This is a genomic window from Paenibacillus sp. FSL P4-0081, from assembly GCF_000758565.1.
In the GTDB taxonomy this organism is placed as follows: domain Bacteria; phylum Bacillota; class Bacilli; order Paenibacillales; family Paenibacillaceae; genus Paenibacillus_AQ; species Paenibacillus_AQ phytohabitans.
Genome location: NZ_CP009280.1, coordinates 2876016 through 2896634, shown reverse-complemented (window position 1 = coordinate 2896634; position 20619 = coordinate 2876016). Strand labels below are relative to the sequence as shown.

Genomic DNA, 20619 nt, shown 5'->3' with positions numbered 1-20619 from the left:
ACGGGCGGATCAATTAGTGATCGCCATGATTTCCTTTAGACGGATTAGTAATAACGAAGCCTTCCTCAGGGAAGTAGAGATAATCAATCTTCACACCGTCCAGCAGCGGCTGGTTCGGATCAAGAATAACATCGATTTCTTTGTCGGTGGAGATGACTACGTCGTTCTCCTTAGGCGTGTCCAGATCCAGGCCGTAGTGGGCATGGTCACCGTGGGAATGCGTAATCGCTACGCGCAGTTTAAGCTCGCTGTTGCCTTCAAGCTCCATAGTTTTCTTTATCACTTTAGCCGCATTGCGGGTAATTTTGACGTTCATTCGATTCCATCTCCCGGGCATCTATAGTTTAAATACTCAATAATTCATTTTAAGGAATATAGGATGTAAAAGCAACCATATTGCTGAAATACATCAGATAGAGCAGTCAAAATTGTCGTAAAACCGTCATCTTAGGCTCTTCAGCGCCGGGTATTTGCGGTCCATCCGCGAGACGAACCAGCCCATCAGCAGCATCGTTACCCCGATGTCATCTATTGGTATGAACGGCATGAAGTCAGGCAGCACCCAGTACAGCAGCGCCGGAATAGTGAACAGCAGCTTATCTCCCATAGTGACGTTCGGTGAAATGATATACTGCCAGGAGCTGCGGAAGATATGAGACCATTGTTTGAGCGACAACAGTTTTCTGAATTTCATTGAGTAGTCCTCCCTGCTTCATTTGCTTATATCATTAGAAAAGAGAAAAGGGCACAGCCGCCAAACACCCGTTGAAAGGATTGCGGCCATACCCTTTGCTGTTATCTTACGCAAATTTGCAGAAATCGTTTCATTTTTAACTAAAATTTGACCGGATCATCCCGCTAAACTTTATTCCGTAACCTTGACATCATCGATCCGGGCGGTGCTGGAATGCATCCGGATGCCAATCTTCCCTCCGGCCGGCTGCGCCGCCGTATCGGTCCACTGGATCAGCTGGGTACCGCCGGCAAAAGCCGTAACCGTACTGCCGCTGACCGTCACCTTCAGCTCCGTCCACTGTCCGGGTGTAACGGCAACATCGGCACTGCTTACCATCGTGAGCGTTCCGGCTGTTTTTTTGAACAGCTCCGCTTTGTCGCCTGAATCATTCAGTCGGAACATGTAATAATTCGAGGCATCCGCATACCGGAACAGCAGTCCAGCGTTGCCGAAGGCATTCAGCAGCTTAATTTTGGCCGAATACGTGTAGTTCCTCCAGGAGGCATCGCCGGTATACGCCAGCGCTTCCCCTGACGACGATGTCTGCGTCAAAGCTTTCGTACCGTCATCCGCTACGCTCCACGCCCCGCCTGAAGTCGTCCAGCCGCTGTAATTGTTATCCTCGAAATCATCCTGAAGCAGCGTAACCGGCGGTGTGATTGTACCCTGGAACTCGTATACACCGATATCCGGCACGCCGTTATACAGTGTATTTCCGAAGTAATCGAGACCCCCGTTGCCTGCAACCACCGCCCCGGCATTGATCAGCGGAGAGGTCTGCGCCAGCTTATAACCGTCTGCCGAAGCGAGTCCTGTGGCCGTGCCTGGACTGACGAAGCCGGGATTGCCGGTGATTTTGTTAGGATCGCTGGGAACACCCGAATTAAGCCCATAGAAGCTGTTGTGATCATATGTCATTCTCGGACTGTTCGTGTATTGACCGCTGGCAGCATTATAAAAGATATTATTAGTGTAATAGGCCATTCCTGTATTACTTGCATGGGTCAGCGCCTTATTCTGCGTTCCCGAACGGTAGATGATATTGTTGTAGATGTACAGATTGCCGCCGCCGTTCACCAGATGGAACACCCCGTTAGCATCCTTATCATTCTGGCTGATATTGTAGCGGAAGATATTATTATTCGTGTTGTTCATGACCAGCAGTGTGCCGCCCTCGTTGTTATAGCTATAGTTATACTGGTAGATGCTGTCGTGCACCTCAATATCAAAGTCCCACGGCTGGCCGTCTCCGCCCAGCATCCGGGTATCGGAGGCCTCGTTGTACTGGAAAATAGCACCCTTGGTATAATATGCCCACTGCGCCGCAACGACAGTGATATCCTCAAGGTAATTGACGATGGATGTATTCACATCGGTGGCTTCTCCGATGGATTTCGTCTTGTTGTATTCGATCAGCGGCGAGGCGCTGGCTCTGACCAGGATGCCGTCCCGGTGGATTTTCTCCACCACATTGCCCCGGATCACGACATTACTGAAAGCATCGAACTTATGAGTCCATGCACTATTGAAAAAAGCATCCGTCATCGTCTGAATCCCGGTATCCGCCACGTTGATGATTGTGTTATTCTCGATCAGAATATCGTCCCAGGTGCTCTCCGGTGCGGTATTGGCTCCCCGGGCATGAACATTAATTCCGCCCGTTCTGCGGTCCGTGCCAAAGATATCGTGGATGTCGAGATTGCGGATATAAATATGCCGGAAGTTCCCCGCCCCTGCTCCTTCGCCCACAACGAGCACGCCGTTTCTCCGCATATCCGTGGGCTGCTGTCCGCTTGTAATCTCCAGATTATTGATCTCCCAGTAGGAGACATTGCGCAATCTGACCCCGAAGCCTTCACCGCCCATGGCGGTGTTGCCGAAATCTATCAGCGGCTTCCCCCCGCTCCCATAGCGGTCCACCGTAATCGGATTCCCCTCAGTTCCTGAGCCCTGCAGATCAAGATACTGGTTAGTCCACACACTGCCTGCCTTCAAAAGAATCCGGTCACCCGGGCTGAAGGTAGTGCTGTTCACTTTGCCCAGCGTCTTCCAGGCGGCCGTTTCACTGGTACCGGAGCTATTGTCGCTGCCCAGGGCAGAATCGACGTAATACGTCGTCCCTGCGGCGGCGGCCATAGGTCCTGATGCTCCCGATACCAGACTGAACAGCAGAAATGCGACGATGCCAAGGATGGTCAGCCTGCCCGGCCTGTTTTTGCTTGAATTATGTTTCACATGGTTATTTGTCATTCTAATCACTCTCCCGCAATTAGTTATAACGCTGCCAATGCTTCACCAAGCCAGGCTCCCTGCTGAACCAGCCCGCGCTGAAGCGCGGTGATATCTACCTTCCGGCTCTGGCTGTCCGTACCGGCAGCCATCGCTGCCGCCATTCCCGCCGCCTGCCCCATAGCGAAGCAGTTGGGCATCACGCGCAGCGAGCCTTGCACCACACGGTCCGAGGAGGCAGCGCGTCCTGCCACCCACACATTATCGAGACCAACCGGCAGCATGCAGCGGTAGGGAACGCCGTGGGATTCGCCGGGTGGCAGATGGTGAATATGCATGGCTCCGCTGCTGCGCGCCATATGGATATCGATGAAATAGCTGTTGCGGGCAATATCATCCGGGAAGGACACCATATTCATGAAATCATCCTGTGTCAGAACATAATCGCCCACAATCCGCCGCGTCTCACGGATACCGATCTGCTCTCCGGTGGACACGAGGTGGGCCTGTTCAAAGCCGGGCACGTACGCGCGGAAGAATTCCAGCTGGCGGAGGACCAGCTTGCGTCCTTCCACGGCGCCCCGGGTCAAATCCTCCGCTCTGGAGCCGTCGATGCCGAAGACATGGCCGAAGTTGACGCCGACCAGATAATCGGCAACCCAGGACAGGCCAGAGACCGAATCCCGGCCCTGCGGCAGCTTCCCGTCCGCTTGGGCCTGCTGCACCGCCCGATGAATCTGATCGGTGTCACCGCTTTCATTCAGATAATCCAGGAATCGCTTGCGGTCTACATTAGCCAGCAGGTAACACATCGTCGCCGCCTGAAGCTCACCTGCCTCCCCGCCTTTATGGAACGGCGCTCCTGCCAGGGCGGCCAGATCGGCATCTCCTGTCGCATCAATCACCGTCTTCACCTTGATGAGGCTCCGGCCGGATTTATTGACGATGACGATACCTTCGATCTTGCGCCCGTCTGCGTCCATCACAGTCTGGCTGGCAATGGTATGCAGCAGCACCCCGGCTCCGCTCTCTGCCACAGTATCATCGTATACACGCTTAAGCACCTCCGGATCGATGGGCACCCAGTCCAGCTCAGTGCCGAAGCGTTCGCGGAATTCCGGTTCACATTCCGCCTTCATCTGCTCCAGCAGCTGAAGTCCGATGCCGCGCACCACCGCCTTCTCCCCGTCACTGTAGGGACAGAAGGCCGGCACCAGGGCAACGGTGCCCATGCCGCCCAGGAAGCCGCGCTGCTCAATCAGCAGCGTCCGCGCTCCGCTTCTGGCGGCGGAAATCGCAGCCGCCACGCCCGCAGGCCCGCCGCCTGCAACCAGCACATCCACTTCATGCGAAATGGCGATTTCTTCCGCAGGTAATCTAAACGTAGTTCTATTCATCGTTCTTCCTCCTTGAAGCTATACTAGATAACCTGAACTTAAAAAACTAAATTAAAGCTCTGTCGTCACTACGGTGAATATTTGGACTTTCGGCCGCTGTTGTCTCCAGATTTCTTGAATGGTACCGCTCTTCGCGGTGGAAATCCGGTGACAAAGGCGGTCGCTACTGCTCCTACAGTTCCAAAATCCCCCTCCGATCCTTCTCGCTTTTTGTTATTTCCTTTTTCCTCACCATTATAGTGAGGTGGAGGGCTCCTGAGCGTGCATCCTGATTGCCTGTTCCGGTGAAAAATTTGGACTTTTCATTCCTCAGCGCCGCCCTCTTCAGCCGGCCCGGCTTTGTATTCACTGGGATTTCTGCCGCTGTACTTCTTGAACACTTTGGAGAAATAAGCCCGGTCAGAGAAGCCTAGGGTGTAGGCTACATTCTCCACCGTCTCATGCGGGCGTGCCAGCATCGTGATCGCCATATTCATTTTGTACTGATTGACGTAATCGGTGAAATTGATGCCGGACAGCTTCTTGAAATAGCGGGAGAAGTAGCTGGCATTCAGATGCAGATGCTCCGCCATATCGGTCGAGGTCACCATCTGGTCCACATGCTCCTCCAGAAAGCGGTCCACCTCCTGCAGCCGGATATCCTTCTCCTGCGCCGCCACGGGTGCCAGCGTATGCTGTCTCCACAGATTCCGCAGCTCCCGCTTGGTCAGGCGGGCAGCCTCCTGGATATGAACCGTCTGCTCCAGCTGGGTGAAGAAGTCCTCCTCGGCAAGTCCTCCGGCTTCAAAGGCCATCTGGCGCACAAAATTGCCGCAGGCTTCCTTCACCAGCCGGGGCAGCAGCCTATCCGTGGTGACCTGCTGCGTCCATTGATTGATTGCCAGATCAATCCAGGCGGCATGCCCTTCTTCCAGCGCCAGCGACAGCATCCCGCGTTCCTTATCTCCGCGCCATTCGGCGGTCTGCCCGAAATCCGCCTGTTCATCGAGGACAGCAATAGGAGTAACCGCCTGATAGAAGTTGTGATCGCGGCTGTCCATAAGCGTCTTATACAGCGAGTCGAAGTTCCGCAAGGGCACGGAAGCCCCTGAATAGAACCCCCGCAGGGTAATCTTCAGGTACTGCTCTACCTTGTCCAGCACCGATTGCATAAAATCAGTCAGCCCCGTCCCCGGGCAGCCGGGGTCAGCTACATTCCAGACCAGATAAATGTCTGCGTCCCTGCTCATAATTGGTGTAATGGAAGCTTCTCCGGCGGACAGCTCCAGCGCTATATTGTTCACGGCAAAATGAATCAGCGGAATATCCTTGTACCGGTAACGCTCGGTTACAGAGGCGGCATCCATATGGATAAACCCGTGGCGCAGATAAGGATGCTTCCAGGAGATCCCGAGGCGCTGTCCGAATTCAAGCGTATTCTCCTGATCTGCCGTACCGGACAGCAGCTGCTTGAGGAAGCTCTGCTTCAGCACTTCCTTATTGCGCTCAATCGCCTGGCGGAAGGAATAACGCTCCAGCAGCTCTTCACGGCTCTTGAAGCGGCTCATCGCTTTGCTGAGGCTGCTCTTCAGCTGTTCAGGGGATAATTCATCCTTAATGAGATAATCATCCGCCTCCAGCTGGATGGCCCGCTTCGAGTAATGGAAATCCTCATAGCAGGTCAGGAAGATCAGGCGCACCTCCGGCTTCGTAATACGGAAGGCATCCGCCAGCTCCAGCCCGTCCATGCCCGGCAGGCCGATATCAATAATGACTACATCCGGCAGAGCCGCATGGAACTGCTCCAGCGCATCCTCACTGCTGAAGGCCGAAGCCACCAGCTGCAGCTCCAGTCCCAGTGACCCGAGCAGATATTCTACATATTCCAGCATCGGGACATCATCATCAATCAGCATCAGGGTCATCAAGGGGAACCGCCTCCTTCTCACTGGTTATGGGGATATATAGGGTAAAAGTCATGCCATCATCATCTGTTCTTGCCTGCGCGCTCAGCCGCGCGCGGTATCCGTACAGCACCTGCAGCCGGCGTGCCGTGTTCACGAGTCCGACCCCTTTTTCCGGCCACAGGGCCGTGTCTTCATTTCCTTGCAGCCGCCGGTTCAGACGCTGGAGCTTATCCTCCGGCATCCCCCGGCCGTTATCGCTGATGCTGATCTTCAGCATATCGTCTTCAAACGCCGCCTCGAGCAGGATCGCCGGCTTCGCCGGACGTGCAGAGAAGCCGTGGCTGATGGCATTCTCGACAATAGGCTGCAGCAGCAGCCTTGGCAGCATAACCTCGCCTACCTTCTCGTCCAGCACGCATTCAAAAGCGATATCCAGCCGGTTGCGGATCTGCATCACCTGCACATAGCTGCCCAGCACCTTGCACTCCTCCGCCAGCTCCAGCGGCTTATCTACATGAACGTATACGCGCAGCAGCTTCATCAGCGCATCGATCATCGCGCCATGGGGCTGGTCCCCGGAGAGCAGCAGATCCACCTTGATGGAGTTGAGCGTATTCAGCAGAAAATGGGGCCGGATCTGCGCCGCCAAGGCCTGAAGCTCCAGCAGCCTTTTCTCCTCCTGCTCACTCTCGACCTGCTGCAGCAGCTGATTCATATCATCCAGCATCTGGTTGAAGGCTGAGGACAGCACTGCCACTTCATCCTTGCCCCGGACCGGAATCCGCACCGCGCGGTTGCCGCCGACATACTGCTTAACGCTTGCCCGCAGCAGACTGATCGGCTTATTGATATATCCGGCCCACAGCATGGACAGGATCAGAAACGCCAGAAAGAACAGACCGACGATCGAAATTGAGACCAGAAACTCGCGGTTGATATGGCTGTCGATGGAGCTGCGCGGCGTCTTGCTGGTGAGCAGCCAGCCCACTTTTGGAATACGGACCTCGCTGACCAGCATCTGACTCTCCTTCGGGGTATCCGCTCCGCCCGTGACCGCGATGCTTCTGCCCAGCCCGTCAGCCAGGGAGAGAACGTTGGCGCTATTGCCCGTATCCAGCAGGTTATGAAAATAATGGCTCGGAATGCCCACGTACAGCGTCGCCAGCTTCTCCTGATTCAGCGGATCGGTAATAAAGCGTACAGCGTAATAATAATCCGGTGCAGAGGGGTCGCCGCCGTAGGGGAACCATTGCAGTGAGATCTTCTCCTGCTCATTCAGCTTGCTGCTCTCCTCTAGAAGCTGCTCCGGCAGGCCCGAAAAGACAGGAATATTCTGGTTGCCGATCAGAATCCGGTTCTCCCGGTTGACCAGCATAATCTGCAGATCGGCATCCAGCGACTGCACGGACAATATATTGGCCGTGGTCTTGAGTTTATTGTAGTGGGTATACACTCCGTAGTTCCCGAAGTTCCCGGTGTTTTTTAGGTAACGCAGACTTTCCAGCACGGCCGGATCATATGCCTCAGAGAAATAAACCGAGACAAACGAGATGCTGTCTACGGTTTTTTCGATTTGACTCCCGATAACCTTCAGTGTCTCTTCGCCTGCACGCGAGATTTTATCACTCACATTCTCTCTCACGGAGGTGTACGACCAGAAGGTAACGACAATAAAAGGCAGCAGGATCAGGATCAGGAACGTGAACTGCAGTCTGCGATGGAAAGAAAAACGGCTTAACCATTTCATAATGTATCCACCTTGTACTGTAATGTAAATTCAACGTCCCTATTATAATCCATAATCGCTGCCGCCTTTAGCGTAATTCATTATTTCTGGTTGGCCTGAACCACTTTCTCCACTTCGGCTGTCATTTCAGTCTTGACCTCATCGAAGCTGCGGTTATCCAGGATAAAGCTGGCGAAGCCATTCTCCACAATCGCTTTCAGCTCACTTCCGTAAGGAACGCTGAAGGTATCCGGCATTTGAATATTCGGATCGAACAGCGTTTTGGATAAGGAGGCGGTGTCGATCAAATCTGTATTTTCGCCGAAGAAGCCGTTGATTAGCTCTGCTCCGTCTACACCCTTGAATGCCGGAATTTCTTTCGTGAATTTATAGGATTCCTTGGACATCCAGCGGATGAAATCATAGGAGGCTTCCTTATTCTCCGATTTCGCGCCCATAGCGAGGCCGCCGCCGGAAATATTCGTCATGCCCAGCTCTTCCGTATCCACGGAGCGCGGCAGCGGAGCGTACATCGTCTGGAACTCATGCGGGAATTTCTCCAGATTCAGCGCCGCCCGGACAGCATAGCTTGGTACAGCGAGCATACTGGCATTTCCGGCAAAAAACTGCTGCAGCACATGATAGTTCGAAGCAAGCACATCGGCATACGGTTCAACACTCTTATCTTCCTTCTCCATAGTGCGGCGGAGATTGAAGAAGTACTCGAAGGACGGATCATCGAAAATCGGCTTCAGATCTGCGCTCAGCTGCGGATGCGGCTTCTCGGTGTAAGCGATGATGTTCGGATATTCACCCCAAGTGTGGAAGTAGGTTCCGTAGTGCTCAGGTGTCGTCAGCTTCTTGGCATAGTCGCGGAAGTCATCCCAGGTCCAGCCCATCTCAGGCAGAGACAGCCCGGCTGCTTCCAGATGATCCTTGTTAAAGACTGTCAGCCACTGGGTAGAGCTCGGCAGAATGCCGTATACCTTGTCATCCAGCTTCAACAGCTTGGAATATTCATCCTCCGGTGTAATACTCTCCTGCTCAAAGAAGGAGTTAAGCGGTTCCACAACACCGCGTGAAGCACGCTCCAGCAGTTCATCCTCATTGCCGGTCATGAATACATCGACCACTTCTCCGCCGGCTACGAGAATATCCAGCTTCTTCATGAAATCAGTACTGTCGCTGTTCTGAACCAGTGATTCATATTCGACTTCCACTTTATCCTGGGATTCGTTATACGCCTGAACGGCCTGGTAGATCGGTTCTTCCGGCTTATCGGCCTTGAACGTGTAGAATTTGATCTTCGCCTTGCCTGCGGGCTGGTCTGTACTGCTGCTTCCGGCAGCCGGATCAGCCGAAGCCGGCGCGTCTGTTGCCGCCGAATTAGTGCTGTTTCCGTTCCCGCCGCATGCGGTAACGGAGAGCATAAGAATCATACTTGCTAATACTAAAGATAGTTTTTTCAAAGCAATTCCCCCTTGATTTGTTGTCTGCAGGCTCATTATACAATCTAAGGCCCGCGCACACCGTGTACAGCTTTGCGGTGTGCGCGTACACTTTTTTGACCTTCCGGTCCGGGCAGCTTTATCTACCCGGAGACATTACTTTAACCTTTGACTCCGCCAATGGCAATGCCGTCAATGACTTGCTTTTGCAGGGCCAGGAACAAGATAAGCAGCGGCAGAATCGCAGCTACGGAAGCCATCATCATGACGGAGATTTGCGTGCCGAACTCTTCCTTGAAGAATTGCATCCCCAGCGGAATGGTGTACAGCTTGGTCGAATTCAGCATAATCAGTGGTCCCTGGTAATCATTCCACGTCCAGATGAACTTGATAATCCCTACCGTAGCCAGGATCGGCCGGCTTAGCGGCAGCACAACACTCCAGAAGATGCGGAAGAATCCGGCACCGTCGAGCTCGGCAGCTTCCAGCATATCATTATGAATGCCGATCATGAACTGGCGCAGCAGGAAGGTGAAGTAACTGGAGAACATCCCCATCAGGATCAGCGCTGCATGCGAATCGTAGAGTCCCAGCTCCTTGATCATAATATAGCGCGGAACGAGTGTCGCCTGCTCCGGAATCATCATGAAGGCCAGCATCAGGGTGAAGATCAGGGTTCTGCCCTTGAAATCAAGCTTGCCGAGCGCATAGCCTGCCATGGCCGATATCACAATTGTAGCTATGGTGGATATCAGGGCGATTTTAATCGAATTCATATAAAATAGTCCAAACGCGACGTCGCCCATCCACACGGCCTTAAAGTTAGCGATCAGATTCCAGTCGGTCGGAATCCACTGAATCGGGAAGGTCCAGACCTCCTTCTCCGTCTTGGAGGCTGCGGACAGCATCCAGACCAGCGGCATCAGAAAGAATACCGAGAGCAGGGCGAACAGGGCCGTAAAGATCAGATTGCCTGTCTTAAATTTTCTCATTGTCATTGCCTTTAGTTCCTTTCGCCGTAGACTAATAATGGACTTTGCGATTCTGTGTCATCCAGGTAATCGACGTAACCAGCATGATGATGAGGAACAGCACCCAGGACATTGCCGAGGCGTAGCCCATTTTGAAGCGCTCGAACCCTTCCTCATAAATCTGGTACACGATTACCGTACTGGAATAGTTGGGACCGCCGTCCGTCAGGAACTTGATCATATCGAAGATTTTGAAGGACGAAATTGTGCTGGTAATGGCCAGGAAAAAAGTAGTCGGACCCAGCAGCGGCAGCGTAATCCGCCGGAACTGTCCGATCCCGCTCGCACCGTCAATCGTTGCGGCTTCATACAGCTCTTCCGGAATATTCGTCATGCCGGCCAGGAAGATGATGATCTGATAGCCCAGCAGCTGCCAGACATAAATAATCATAATGGCGATCAGCGAGAAGCTGGTATCGACCAGCCAGCGCGGCGGCTCCGACAAGCCGATCTGCATCAGAATCTGGTTGATCGGTCCTTTGGACGGGTGATATAGCGCCTGCCAGACTGCGGCAATTGCGACGGTTGAACAAATGTAGGGCACGAAGAAGGCTACTTTGAAAAAGGTTTTGGCATACAGCTTCTTATGGATCAGCGCCGAGAGCACCACCCCCAGCAGCATCGTGACCGGAACCGTGCCGATCGTAAACAGCACGTTATTCTTCAGTGCCAGCAGGAAGCGGTTGTCTCTAAACAATTCGACGAAGTTGTCCAGCCCCACAAAGTGAATGGCGGACAAGCCTCCGACCAGATTCCACTCCGTTAAGCTGAGGAAAAGGCTGAACAGCAGCGGGAACACGGCGATCACCAGCATACCGATCACTTCGGGAGCGATAAAGAGCCACCCCGCCAGCTGCTCCCTTCTTTTGCGTGTCCAGTAAGTTTTGGGCTCAGCCCCGGTTGTCTTACGGGTAACAGCAGATTCACTCATTGCATTCTCTCCCCTGCAGTTTCAGCTTGGTTGTCCGGCAGATAGCCGCCTTCTTCCCGGAGACGGGTGCGCAGACGCGGGACATCAACGGCATGTACGTCGCCGCCGGTCTGAGCGGCAGCCAGTGCGGCAGCGAGTCCGGCTGCTTCGCCCATCGCCAGGCAGACCGGCATCACCCGGACACTGCCGAGCACCCTGCGGTCGCATGAGATGGAACGGCCGGCGACCAGTACATTGCGCAGTCCGCGCGGCGTAAGGCAGCGGTACGGAATGCCGTGCGATTCGCCCGGACCGTAGAGCGTGATCGCTTGGCTGGACCCGGCGCCGCTCTGCTGCTCCTTCTGTGTGCCGTGCACATCAATGAAGTAGCTGTTGCGGCAGATCTCATCGTCGAAGCTTTTGCGTGAGATGTAGTCTTCCGCCGTCAGGACATAATCGCCGGTAATCCGCCGGGACTCCCGCGTTCCGATCAGCGTGCCTGTGCTCATGACCACCGCGTTGCCGAAGGCTGCGGGGTGGACAGCGGCGAGCATGTCCCGGTAGGCAGCCGCCATCCTGCGTCCTTCAACCAGCGCCCCGGATACAGAGAAGGAATTCGTGTTATCGACACCCCAGAGATGTCCGGCGTTGAAGCCAACGGCACGCGGAGCCACCATGTTGTTGCACAGATGGGTGTCCGGAATTGCCGGGTATTCCCCCGAACGGACCACTTCATGGATCGGGCTGTGCGGGTTCTCCGCATGCAGCTTCGGCCCGTTCAAATACGCGTAATCATCCACGTTGCCAAGGATGAAACAATGGGTAGCCGGCTGAAGCTCGCCGGTCTCTTCGTCCCCCATCTGGCACTCGGCGCCGGCCCATGCGGCGACATCGCCGTCTCCCGTGCAATCGACATAGACGGCAGCGCGGAAGGCCTGCAGGCCGCCTTTGTTCAGGAGGAGTAGTGTGGTGATGTTGCCGTGGTCGTCTCTCTCCACATCCGCAAGCGCGGTCAGGAACAGGATATGCGCACCCGACTCCGTTACGAGATCGTCATACACCCGCTTGAGCTTCTCCGGTTCGATCGGCACCCAGTCCATCGCATCCTCCCGGACATGCGGCATTTGCGCCTTTAAGGTATTGAATACCTTGGCCGCGAGACCACGGTAGACCATCTTCTCTTTATCCGAGAACGGGCACCAGGCCGGCACCAGGCCGGAGGTTCCCATTCCGCCCAGGCTCCCGGTTGCTTCGACCAGCAGCGTCCGCGCCCCTTCTCTTGCCGCCGCAGCTGCGGCAGTGCAGCCCGCAGGTCCGCCTCCGACTACAATGACATCGTAGGAGGAATTCAGCGGGATCTGTTTACTTTTCAGCGTATACGTATCATTCTCCATATGGCCCTCACTTTCCCGGCGGCCGGCCCTCTATCCGTGAAGCCGTCCGCCACTATTCTATACGCTAATTTTAGCAAGAGACATTTGCGAGTACGGTATAGCTTTCATACGCCTTGATGTGCATTATTTTGACTATAAAAAGCCTAGGCGGGAGACTCAGGGGGTTGGGGTTGGGGTTGGGGTTGGGGTTGGGGTTGGGGTTGGGGTTGGGGTTGGGGTTGGGGTTGGGGTTGGGGTTGGGGTTGGGGTTGGGGTTGGGGTTGGGGTTCGAGCTGGAATTAGAATTAGAGTTCGAGTTCGAGCTTGGGTTCGAGTTTGAGTTAGAGCTGGAGTTGGAGTTCACGCTGGTGTTCGAGCTGGTGTTAGAGTTAGAGTTAGAGTTAGAGTTAGAGTTAGAGTTAGAGTTAGAGTTAGAGTTCGAGTTGGAGTCGGAGTTCGAGTTGGAGCTGGAGCTGGAGTTCGAGTTGGAGCTGGAGTTGGTATAGGCCGTTGGAGTAACGTTAGCACCTTGTGTGGGGGGATGTGGAGGAATGGACGTATGTATGCTCTGCGAGCGTGCATTGTCTTTGCGTATACTTAGCGGAACCTCTGCCAGGTTCAACTAGTGATAAGGACTGAGATTCCGCTAAATGATGGAATCAGGCGAAATCGCCTGTCAAACGGACTCAGATTCCGTTATGTGTCAGAATATCCCCCATCTTGAGCCCGAATGAACAAATTAACGGAATCTCAGTCCGCGTCTCTCCATTAGAGTGCCCACTCCTGCATCACCAGTAACCAATTTTGGCAAGCCACTACCCAAGCGGCTGTCTCCGGAAAAATTAGTTTAACTTATTCGTCCATCCAGCCCACTTCCGGCGGAATCAGGGGCATTTCTGTCCTCATTTCCCCCCTACTCCCCAGCGAATACAAAAAGAAACCGCCCCTTAAGCGTCGGGGGGCAGCCCGCCCGCTCTTTAAGGAACGATTTCTTTGTGCGTCTATTATTGCGTTTATTATTGCACCTATTAATCGGGTCCATGGACCCGATTTGTCTCCAACCAGCAATACAATAAAAAAGGATACAGCCGCTAAGGATCGATAGGGAGGATTGCGGCCGTGCCCTTTGCTGTTATCTTACGCAAATTTGCAGACATTGTTTCATTATTATTTCAAATTTGAGAGTATCGCCCCGAGTATGAGTCCGGTCTCCAGGGCCATATCCTCAAAATCAGCCGCAGGCAGCGGATTCTTGCCTATGCCCAGCTCTACCGTGAATCCCGGCTTGCGGAAGCGCTGGATGAACCAGTCCTTGTATCCGGCATCGCTGCCGGTCAGCTCGACGGCCCGGTAGCCGCTCACCGCCGCAAGCCCCGCTGCCCACCGCTTACTCTCCGGCGGCTCGTAGCCCCGGTAGTTCCAGTAAATCTCTGCACCCTGGCTGTGCAGGGATACGGCCGCATCGCCGGGAATCCGCTCGGTCAGAGCCGCCAGCGCCGCTGCCTCCGGCTCACAGAGCGGCGCATGCCCGCTGTAATCCCGCGGAGCCGGACCGGGAACCTGCCGCCGGTCGCGTTCCTCTTCCCAGTGGGCAGGGAACTGATCGCCAAGATCCACGCCGCGGATGTTGGCCTTCCAGTGGCGGAAGCTGCGCCTGCCGCTGTTCCATTTCATCAGCGCATCGTAATAAGGATGGTCCGGCAGCACACCTTCCTGCACCAGCTCGACACCATCGGGATTCGCCATCGGCACCGCCCATAGCGTCCAGTCCCGGTGCCAGTCCGCCGGCTGATGGCCATGCCACGCGCTGCCTGAAGCAAAAGCTGCTGCGTATTCTTCAATGAAGCGCATCAGAGCAGGCGCTGTAAGCCATTCGTTTGCATGCAGCGCGCCATTCACATGCAGATGCCGTGCGCCGCTGCCGATCCGCAGCAGAGTGATTGGCTTGCCGAGCACGCTGGTGCCGATGGCTTCAGTGCTGACAAAAGGATATTTGCCCGCGAGCCTGGCGGTATCCGCCTCCAGGTCAGCCGGTCCGTATTCACCGCGCAGATAGACTTCCTCACGGCGGGCTGCGGCCGGAATCACAAGCACCTTGCCCGGTATGCATATGCGCCCCGAGCTTACTCCCGGATTCAGCATTTCCAGTTCGTCAATTCCCACACCGAACAGGGAAGCGATGCTGTGTGCATCGTCCCCTTCCTGCACCGCATAACGCTTACGCGGAGCAGACGGCAGGAACAGCACCTGCCCCGGATATAAATAAGGCTGGCTTCCAGCCCATGGATTCCCTTGAATGACATGCTCCGGTGTCAGTCCTTGTCTTGCGGCTATACGGCTTACGGTATCTCCCCTGCGGGCAATATATTGCTGCATATGTCTCATCCTCCCGGCCCTCTTGAGCCGCCGTCCCCTCCAGCCTGTCCGGGTCTCTCCGCGAATACAGGCGGGACACAGCCCTAGCCTAGTATATGAGCAGCAGCTCCATGTCATGAAAGATTTGAACATACAAAAAGCCGGGAATCCCGCTCCCGGCTTGTAACATCCGCCCCGTGATGCCTGGGGGTTTGTCCCTATTCAATTCACCACAGAGAGCATCCCAGCCTACATCGAGGATACCTGCCATACTACAGGGGTACGGCTAATCTGCTCGCCAAGCCAGTCCCGGGCGATCCGCTGGAACATCTCTGCATCGCCGCTGCAGAAGAATTGGTGGATCGGGCTTTCATCCCCGCGCGCCAGCTGGCCTTTGTCATACAGAATGGTGCTGATCTCCCGCGCCGTCTCGTCTGCCGAGCTGATCAGCTTGACTCCCGGCCCCATTACTTTACCGATCGGCTCGACCAGGAACGGATAATGGGTACAGCCCAGAATCAGAGTATCAATCGGCTCGTATTTGATGCCGTTCAGCGACTCTGCTACGGCAAGGTGACTCTCCTCCGAGCGGAACAATCCCTGTTCTACAAAGGGGACAAGCGCCGGGCAGGCCTGGCTGACCACCTGCACGAACGGTGACAGCTGCTTCAGCGCCGCCGTATATGCACCGCTTTTGATCGTACCGATGGTACCGATGACGCCGACCTGGCCATTCTTGGAAGCGCTGATGGCTGCGCGGGCACCGGGGTGAATGACTCCGATCACAGGAATGGCTACCTTGGCGGAGATATAATCAAGAGCTGCCGCTGTTGCCGTATTGCAGGCAATAACAATCATTTTAGGATTAAATTGAATTAAGTAGTCCACGATTTGTTCAGTGAACAATTTCACTTCCTCAGTCGAACGGGGGCCGTACGGAGCTCTCGCCGTATCGCCGAAATAGATGATTTTCTCCCTGGGGAGCTGTCGCATCACTTCCTTGACAACGGTCAATCCTCCCACACCTGAGTCTAATATAGCTATTGCTTGCTGCACGAACACACCGCATCCTTTAACTTGTTTTGTGTAGCTTATGTAAGGCCGGAATAAAGTGTACCAGGATTTCAGCCCCAATTGCAGATAATACCCCATTTACCGGCTTAGTTCAAGTAAGGGATTCATCAGGCACAGCCCCGGGCCGGAACAGGCCCGACCTGGGGAGGGACAGGAACGGCAAAAGCCGCCTCCCGCCAGTCTGCGGAAAGCGGCTCCTCTATTGTTTGGTAAGCTTAGGAAAGCTCGCCTTCACTTTTGCCGTCAACAACCTCTTCAGCTACAGCAATATCCGTGTCTGATTCAGCTTCGATCTCAGCTTCAATGGCTTCCTCTTCCAGCACAGCCTCAGCAATTTCAGCAACTTCATCCGCTTCTGAGGCTTCCACAGCCTCTTCAGCAATTCCGCTTACGGTAGCCGTCTTAGCTTCTTCAACTGTATCTGTGACGGCTTTGCTCCATTCTTTGACTTCACTGACGACCGAAACTACAGCTTCTTTAGCCTTGCCGTAGATCTCTGTAGTCTTCTCACTGGCCTGAACAGCGATTTCCTGGACCTTATCGACTGCTTCCGTCGTTCCTTCGGCAATATCCTTACGGAGCTCCTTACCCGGTTTAGGCGCGAACAGCAATGCTGTCACCGTTCCGACCACACTGCCGGCAAGCACACCCCAGAGCAAGCTTTTGGTATCCTTTTTCATCATCAATCTCTCCTTTGGATTCAAAGTGCCTCTGCCCGGCCGCCCGGGCGATCGCCTAGTTCTGGTATATCATAAGCATAGAGAGTTTGTCCTGTGACTGATCATTTGGAGATTTCCGAAGTTTTCTCCTTTTTGTTCGGTGTGATTGCATAACGGCAGCATTGGCCGCCTTCCGCCATACATTCACTGCGGGTAACCTTCGCATCCAGCAATTCCTCGAACAAATGCTGCTCGCACTGGCAGGCCTTGCGGTACTGGGTAGCGACCTGGCGGATGGGACAGTTAAATTCACGCATCACATATGAACCGTCCTCTTCCTTACTCCATTCCGCCATATACCCTCCGGCATTCTGAATCGCTGACAGCTCGGCAACACGCTGCTCAAGATCGCGGTTCTGCATCATAGGGGTGTACTGGGCAAGCATACGCCGCCTGCGGCCTTCAAAAAGCACATTAACCGCATCCAGCCCGCTCCCGTGATCCAGCTCCCGCAGCAGCTCCAGCGCCAGATTGTGATAGCTTTTGGGAAAATGATCTTCCGCCCGCTCGGTAAGCGAGTATACATGCATAGGACGTCCCATGGCCTGGCGCACCACCTTGGTCTTGGCAAGCGACTCCTGCTCCAGTTGAAGCACATGGCGGCGGACGCCCATTTCGGTAATGCCCAGCTCTTCCGCCAGAGCGCCGATTGTCAGCGGCCCTTTCATCTTCAGCAGCGTCATAATCATCCGCCTTGTCGAACCGCTTTCCTGACCCTTCTTCGCCATAAAGGACCTCCTTTCTGTCTGACTACATACTTTACGTTATGATTACACCGTTACTTCAATTCCCAGCTCCCGGTCCAGATAGCCGCGCACCTCGGAGGCGAACTGTTCCAGCACACCCGGCAGCACCAGCGTCAGCGGATGCAGCGCCTTCCGTTCCCACACATAATAGTCCTGAACCAGAGGCTTGCGCAGGGCTACCAGCGAGGTCAGATCAGGGTAAATCCCGCTGTCACCCAGCACCTTTTCCTCATGAATAATGGAAATAATATCTTCATAGCTCCCGGCATCCCGCATAATGAACCCGTCGATCAGACAGCTGCCCACATCGGTAACCACTTCTACCGCCAGATGCAGGCAGCGTTCCTGTACAAGACCAAGTATCGTACTGCCATCCCAGGAAGATGCCGCGTGCCGGAGACCGTTATTCAGATCAGGGATTTGTTCAAGTATCGTTTCAATTTGCTTACGGTTGACATAATACACAGATGACCCTCCACCCTGCAGTAATTTGTCCTGCCACTCCATAATTGCCGCTACTTCCCGCGTTTGCCCCGGCGCTTCAGCCAGAACAGCATAATGAAGCAAGCCGCCAAAAATACAACCAGATACGTTAACGCTTCCATTGGATACTCAAGCTCACGCATAACCGTCACCGCTTTCCGTACTTAATGGGTTCCAGCCTTGCAGATCATTTGCTGCCTAAATCTCGTAATCCACAGCCACAGAAACATCTTTGACTTCGTTAATGTGGGCGATAACTTCCTTGTGGGCCGGATGAACCTGGTAAGCCTGCAAATCTTCCATGGAGGCTACAACGGTAACCAGGGCAATATCATACGAACGCTCGGAGTGAATCAGATCAGCCCCTACTTCAATAGAGATAAGCTGCGGAATTCTTCCTTCCATGTTGCGTAGAACGGCTACTGTCTCTTGTACTTTGTCCGGGGACCGGTCCTTTAATTTGAAGAATACAATATGCTTGATCATCTATCTCGCTCCCAGCTCTTGATTAATATAAATTTGATTACTAAAAATATATCATAAACAGCAGCATTACTGAAAGAAACTTAGCGCTGCACGAAACGGAGGCATTTGATCTGGACGAAAGCATTGGTGTAATGTTAAAGTCATATACAGCTAAACTAGAAGAATTACCACTTCATTAATTCAGTATATCGGAGGAATTATGCCTAAGAATCAGCAAGAACCACATAAAATTCAGGCCTGGTCTCTGATCAACCGCAAATATCTTGGACAAGGTGTACGTGTCAAAAGATTCCGCCGGCCAAAGCGCAGCCAGATCCGCAACCGCGTTCTGCTGGCCATTCTGATGGCTAAGGACATGAAGCTCTCCAGACTTGCAGAAGAGCTATCCGTTTCCTCGCGCAGCGTAAGCGCATGGGTGTATGAAGGCCGCATTCCCTCCAGAACCAATCTGGACAAGGTCTGCCGCCTGCTCGGTTATCCGTCCCATATCTTGTTCAATGAAGCTCTTCTGCGGCAGAGTCCGATTGTGTGCCAGCCGACCCCGTCCCGTTTCATGAAAAGAACGATTGCCCGTTCACCGCAAAGCAATGCCATCCTGACCGGACTCTGCATGGTGTATGACTTCTCGGTAACCGATGTCAGCATCTGGATCGGTGTCCATCCCGGCACGTTCCGCAAGTGGCTGCACCAATGCCATCTGCCTACGCTGGCGCTGCAGGAGAAAGCCGAGAATTTCTTCCGGATTCCGCGCCATATCCTGTTCGCCGATTGTGAGCTTCACTAGTGTAACCGCCTGAATAAACATCTGAATAAGGCCCTCCTCCTGTTTGGAGAAGGGCCTCTTGATGCTGCGCTCCCTGCACCTGTTTATTTTTTGCGCGCGAGAATGTATCTTAGTATGTATTCATGGGTCCCGCCCTGCGGACTCTCCAGCGGTTCGGTAAATGCACCCGTCTCCAGAATTTCAGTACCGGCAAAATGCCCTCTTAAATCGCCGTCGCTGAAAAAATGGGCATACTTATCTGCCTTGTATTCATAAGTACCCGGTTCAAGCTCCGTCCCACACCCATAATTGGGATCTTCATCGGAGAAGCTGGTGAAATAGAGCAGTCCTCCGGAGCGCACCTGCTCAAGACACGCTTCAATCAGCCTGCGGCGGTCATCTGCCAGGAATAGATGCAGCACGTCATAGCAATACACGGCATCCACCGGATGTTCAAGCTGCGGCTGCAGCGCAGATCCGGCGATAAAGGTTGTCCCGGGATCCCATTCTGCGGCCAGCTCCAGCGCGGCTTCACTTAATTCTATTCCGTAAACGGTAAATTCGGGGGCAAACACTTTGGTGTTCCGCCCGTAACCGGCACCCGGAACCAGGACGGAAGACGCCCCGTCTTCCATAAACCTTTGTTTGGCCCACCCGGCAGTCGGACTGGGCCGGCTCCCCCAGATCATCCCCTCCCGGGCAAACCGCTGACTCCAATACTGTGACATAACGCTTCCTTCTTTCTATCCAGGAAATTGTGATGCTGTACTTTTGGCTCCCGGCTCCCTGCTCAGCGGCGCTTACTGCGCATAGCATTCAGCAGCTTCACCCCGGCTTCACCGCTGGAAGTATAATAATCGTACTCTGGAGACTCTTTGGCGTACAAGGCGATTTTGCCTTCTGCATCATAGTGGACTCCCCAGCCGTACTTCTTGGGCAGCATGGAGGCCCGCAGGCAAGGATGATTCTTCGCGAACAGCTCTGCCCAAATCTCTTCCCGGCGGGCGTCCCGCTCTTCTTCGGGAATTCTTTTGTGCCGTACATGGACCTGATACAGCAGCTCTTCATGGTTATATTGGTAAGGAGCACCGGCCAGCAGCTGGTATTGAATGACATGAGCGGGCAGAAGCGGCCGTCCCGAGACCGGGGTTATGCCAATTTCTGCCGGACAATCTTCAGCAACACGGATAAAAGTATCGGTATAGCTCATTTAGAAGCCTCCTTCAGCTGCGGAATATCTTTTTCCTCTATCATAAT

20 protein-coding genes are annotated in these 20619 nt (G+C 54.1%); 2 read left to right on the top strand and 18 right to left on the bottom strand.

The window, feature by feature from the left end:
- Positions 1–13: 13 nt before the first annotated feature.
- The 10 genes from P40081_RS12090 to P40081_RS12045 form a co-directional block, all read right to left on the bottom strand.
- Positions 14–316 (bottom strand): HesB/IscA family protein, encoded by a 303-nt coding sequence (locus P40081_RS12090; protein ID WP_039308768.1) that lies wholly within the window; start codon positions 314–316, stop codon positions 14–16.
- A gap of 126 nt (positions 317–442) precedes the next feature.
- Entirely contained in the window at positions 443–694 is a 252-nt protein-coding gene (locus P40081_RS12085; protein ID WP_039308765.1) for a hypothetical protein, read from the bottom strand.
- A gap of 171 nt (positions 695–865) precedes the next feature.
- Positions 866–2986, bottom strand: a complete 2121-nt coding sequence (locus P40081_RS12080) for a 3-keto-alpha-glucoside-1,2-lyase-like domain-containing protein (protein WP_042135683.1) — start codon at positions 2984–2986, stop codon at positions 866–868.
- Between the two features lie 23 nt (positions 2987–3009).
- The gene (locus P40081_RS12075) at positions 3010–4362 is read right to left on the bottom strand and encodes an FAD-dependent oxidoreductase (protein ID WP_042135681.1); all 1353 of its coding nucleotides are present in this window, start codon (positions 4360–4362) and stop codon (positions 3010–3012) included.
- A 302-nt stretch (positions 4363–4664) separates the two neighbouring features.
- Positions 4665–6266 carry a helix-turn-helix domain-containing protein gene (locus P40081_RS12070; RefSeq protein ID WP_042135679.1) on the bottom strand — a complete coding sequence of 534 codons (1602 nt, stop codon included), beginning with the start codon at positions 6264–6266 and terminating at the stop codon, positions 4665–4667.
- Complete coding sequence (locus tag P40081_RS12065) at positions 6247–7995, bottom strand: sensor histidine kinase (protein ID WP_042135677.1); 1749 nt, start codon at positions 7993–7995, stop codon at positions 6247–6249. The genes P40081_RS12070 and P40081_RS12065 overlap by 20 nt, the downstream gene beginning before the upstream one ends.
- Positions 7996–8075: 80 nt before the next feature.
- Positions 8076–9443 carry an ABC transporter substrate-binding protein gene (locus P40081_RS12060; protein WP_042135675.1) on the bottom strand — a complete coding sequence of 456 codons (1368 nt, stop codon included), beginning with the start codon at positions 9441–9443 and terminating at the stop codon, positions 8076–8078.
- Positions 9444–9583: 140 nt separating this feature from the next.
- The gene (locus tag P40081_RS12055) at positions 9584–10420 is read right to left on the bottom strand and encodes a carbohydrate ABC transporter permease (protein WP_039308750.1); all 837 of its coding nucleotides are present in this window, start codon (positions 10418–10420) and stop codon (positions 9584–9586) included.
- Positions 10421–10445: 25 nt separating this feature from the next.
- Positions 10446–11384, bottom strand: a complete 939-nt coding sequence (locus P40081_RS12050; protein WP_042135672.1) for a carbohydrate ABC transporter permease — start codon at positions 11382–11384, stop codon at positions 10446–10448.
- Positions 11381–12757, bottom strand: coding sequence for an FAD-dependent oxidoreductase (locus P40081_RS12045; RefSeq protein ID WP_042135670.1), 1377 nt, complete (start codon positions 12755–12757; stop codon positions 11381–11383). Before P40081_RS12045 ends, P40081_RS12050 begins: the two co-directional genes overlap by 4 nt.
- 170 nt (positions 12758–12927) lie before the next feature.
- Between P40081_RS12045 and P40081_RS38390 the strand changes: the two genes are divergently transcribed.
- Positions 12928–13242 carry a hypothetical protein gene (locus tag P40081_RS38390; RefSeq protein ID WP_197074352.1) on the top strand — a complete coding sequence of 105 codons (315 nt, stop codon included), beginning with the start codon at positions 12928–12930 and terminating at the stop codon, positions 13240–13242.
- Positions 13243–13903: 661 nt separating this feature from the next.
- Here the strand turns inward: P40081_RS38390 and P40081_RS12035 are convergent.
- The 6 genes from P40081_RS12035 to P40081_RS12010 form a co-directional block, all read right to left on the bottom strand.
- Positions 13904–15112 (bottom strand): M14 family metallopeptidase, encoded by a 1209-nt coding sequence (locus P40081_RS12035; protein WP_042135668.1) that lies wholly within the window; start codon positions 15110–15112, stop codon positions 13904–13906.
- A 228-nt stretch (positions 15113–15340) separates the two neighbouring features.
- A complete protein-coding gene (gene racE, locus P40081_RS12030) occupies positions 15341–16147 on the bottom strand; it encodes a glutamate racemase (protein ID WP_039308737.1) in 807 nt (268 codons plus the stop codon).
- A gap of 233 nt (positions 16148–16380) precedes the next feature.
- Positions 16381–16848: a YtxH domain-containing protein gene (locus tag P40081_RS36335; protein ID WP_081969923.1), complete on the bottom strand. Its 468-nt coding sequence runs from the start codon at positions 16846–16848 to the stop codon at positions 16381–16383.
- 98 nt (positions 16849–16946) lie between these two features.
- A complete protein-coding gene (locus tag P40081_RS12020; RefSeq protein WP_042135667.1) occupies positions 16947–17612 on the bottom strand; it encodes a helix-turn-helix transcriptional regulator in 666 nt (221 codons plus the stop codon).
- Between the two features lie 42 nt (positions 17613–17654).
- Positions 17655–18095 carry a DUF86 domain-containing protein gene (locus P40081_RS12015; protein ID WP_042135666.1) on the bottom strand — a complete coding sequence of 147 codons (441 nt, stop codon included), beginning with the start codon at positions 18093–18095 and terminating at the stop codon, positions 17655–17657.
- Positions 18096–18311: 216 nt separating this feature from the next.
- The gene (locus tag P40081_RS12010) at positions 18312–18599 is read right to left on the bottom strand and encodes a Dabb family protein (RefSeq protein ID WP_039308729.1); all 288 of its coding nucleotides are present in this window, start codon (positions 18597–18599) and stop codon (positions 18312–18314) included.
- A gap of 199 nt (positions 18600–18798) precedes the next feature.
- On the opposite strand from P40081_RS12010, the gene P40081_RS12005 reads away from it, so the two are divergent.
- Complete coding sequence (locus tag P40081_RS12005) at positions 18799–19383, top strand: helix-turn-helix domain-containing protein (RefSeq protein ID WP_039308727.1); 585 nt, start codon at positions 18799–18801, stop codon at positions 19381–19383.
- A gap of 83 nt (positions 19384–19466) precedes the next feature.
- Here the strand turns inward: P40081_RS12005 and P40081_RS12000 are convergent, their stop codons facing one another.
- Together P40081_RS12000 and P40081_RS11995 are read right to left on the bottom strand one after the other, a co-directional pair.
- Positions 19467–20090: a class I SAM-dependent methyltransferase gene (locus tag P40081_RS12000; protein WP_042135665.1), complete on the bottom strand. Its 624-nt coding sequence runs from the start codon at positions 20088–20090 to the stop codon at positions 19467–19469.
- A gap of 62 nt (positions 20091–20152) precedes the next feature.
- Entirely contained in the window at positions 20153–20572 is a 420-nt protein-coding gene (locus tag P40081_RS11995; RefSeq protein ID WP_042135664.1) for a DUF6157 family protein, read from the bottom strand.
- Positions 20573–20619: the final 47 nt, after the last annotated feature.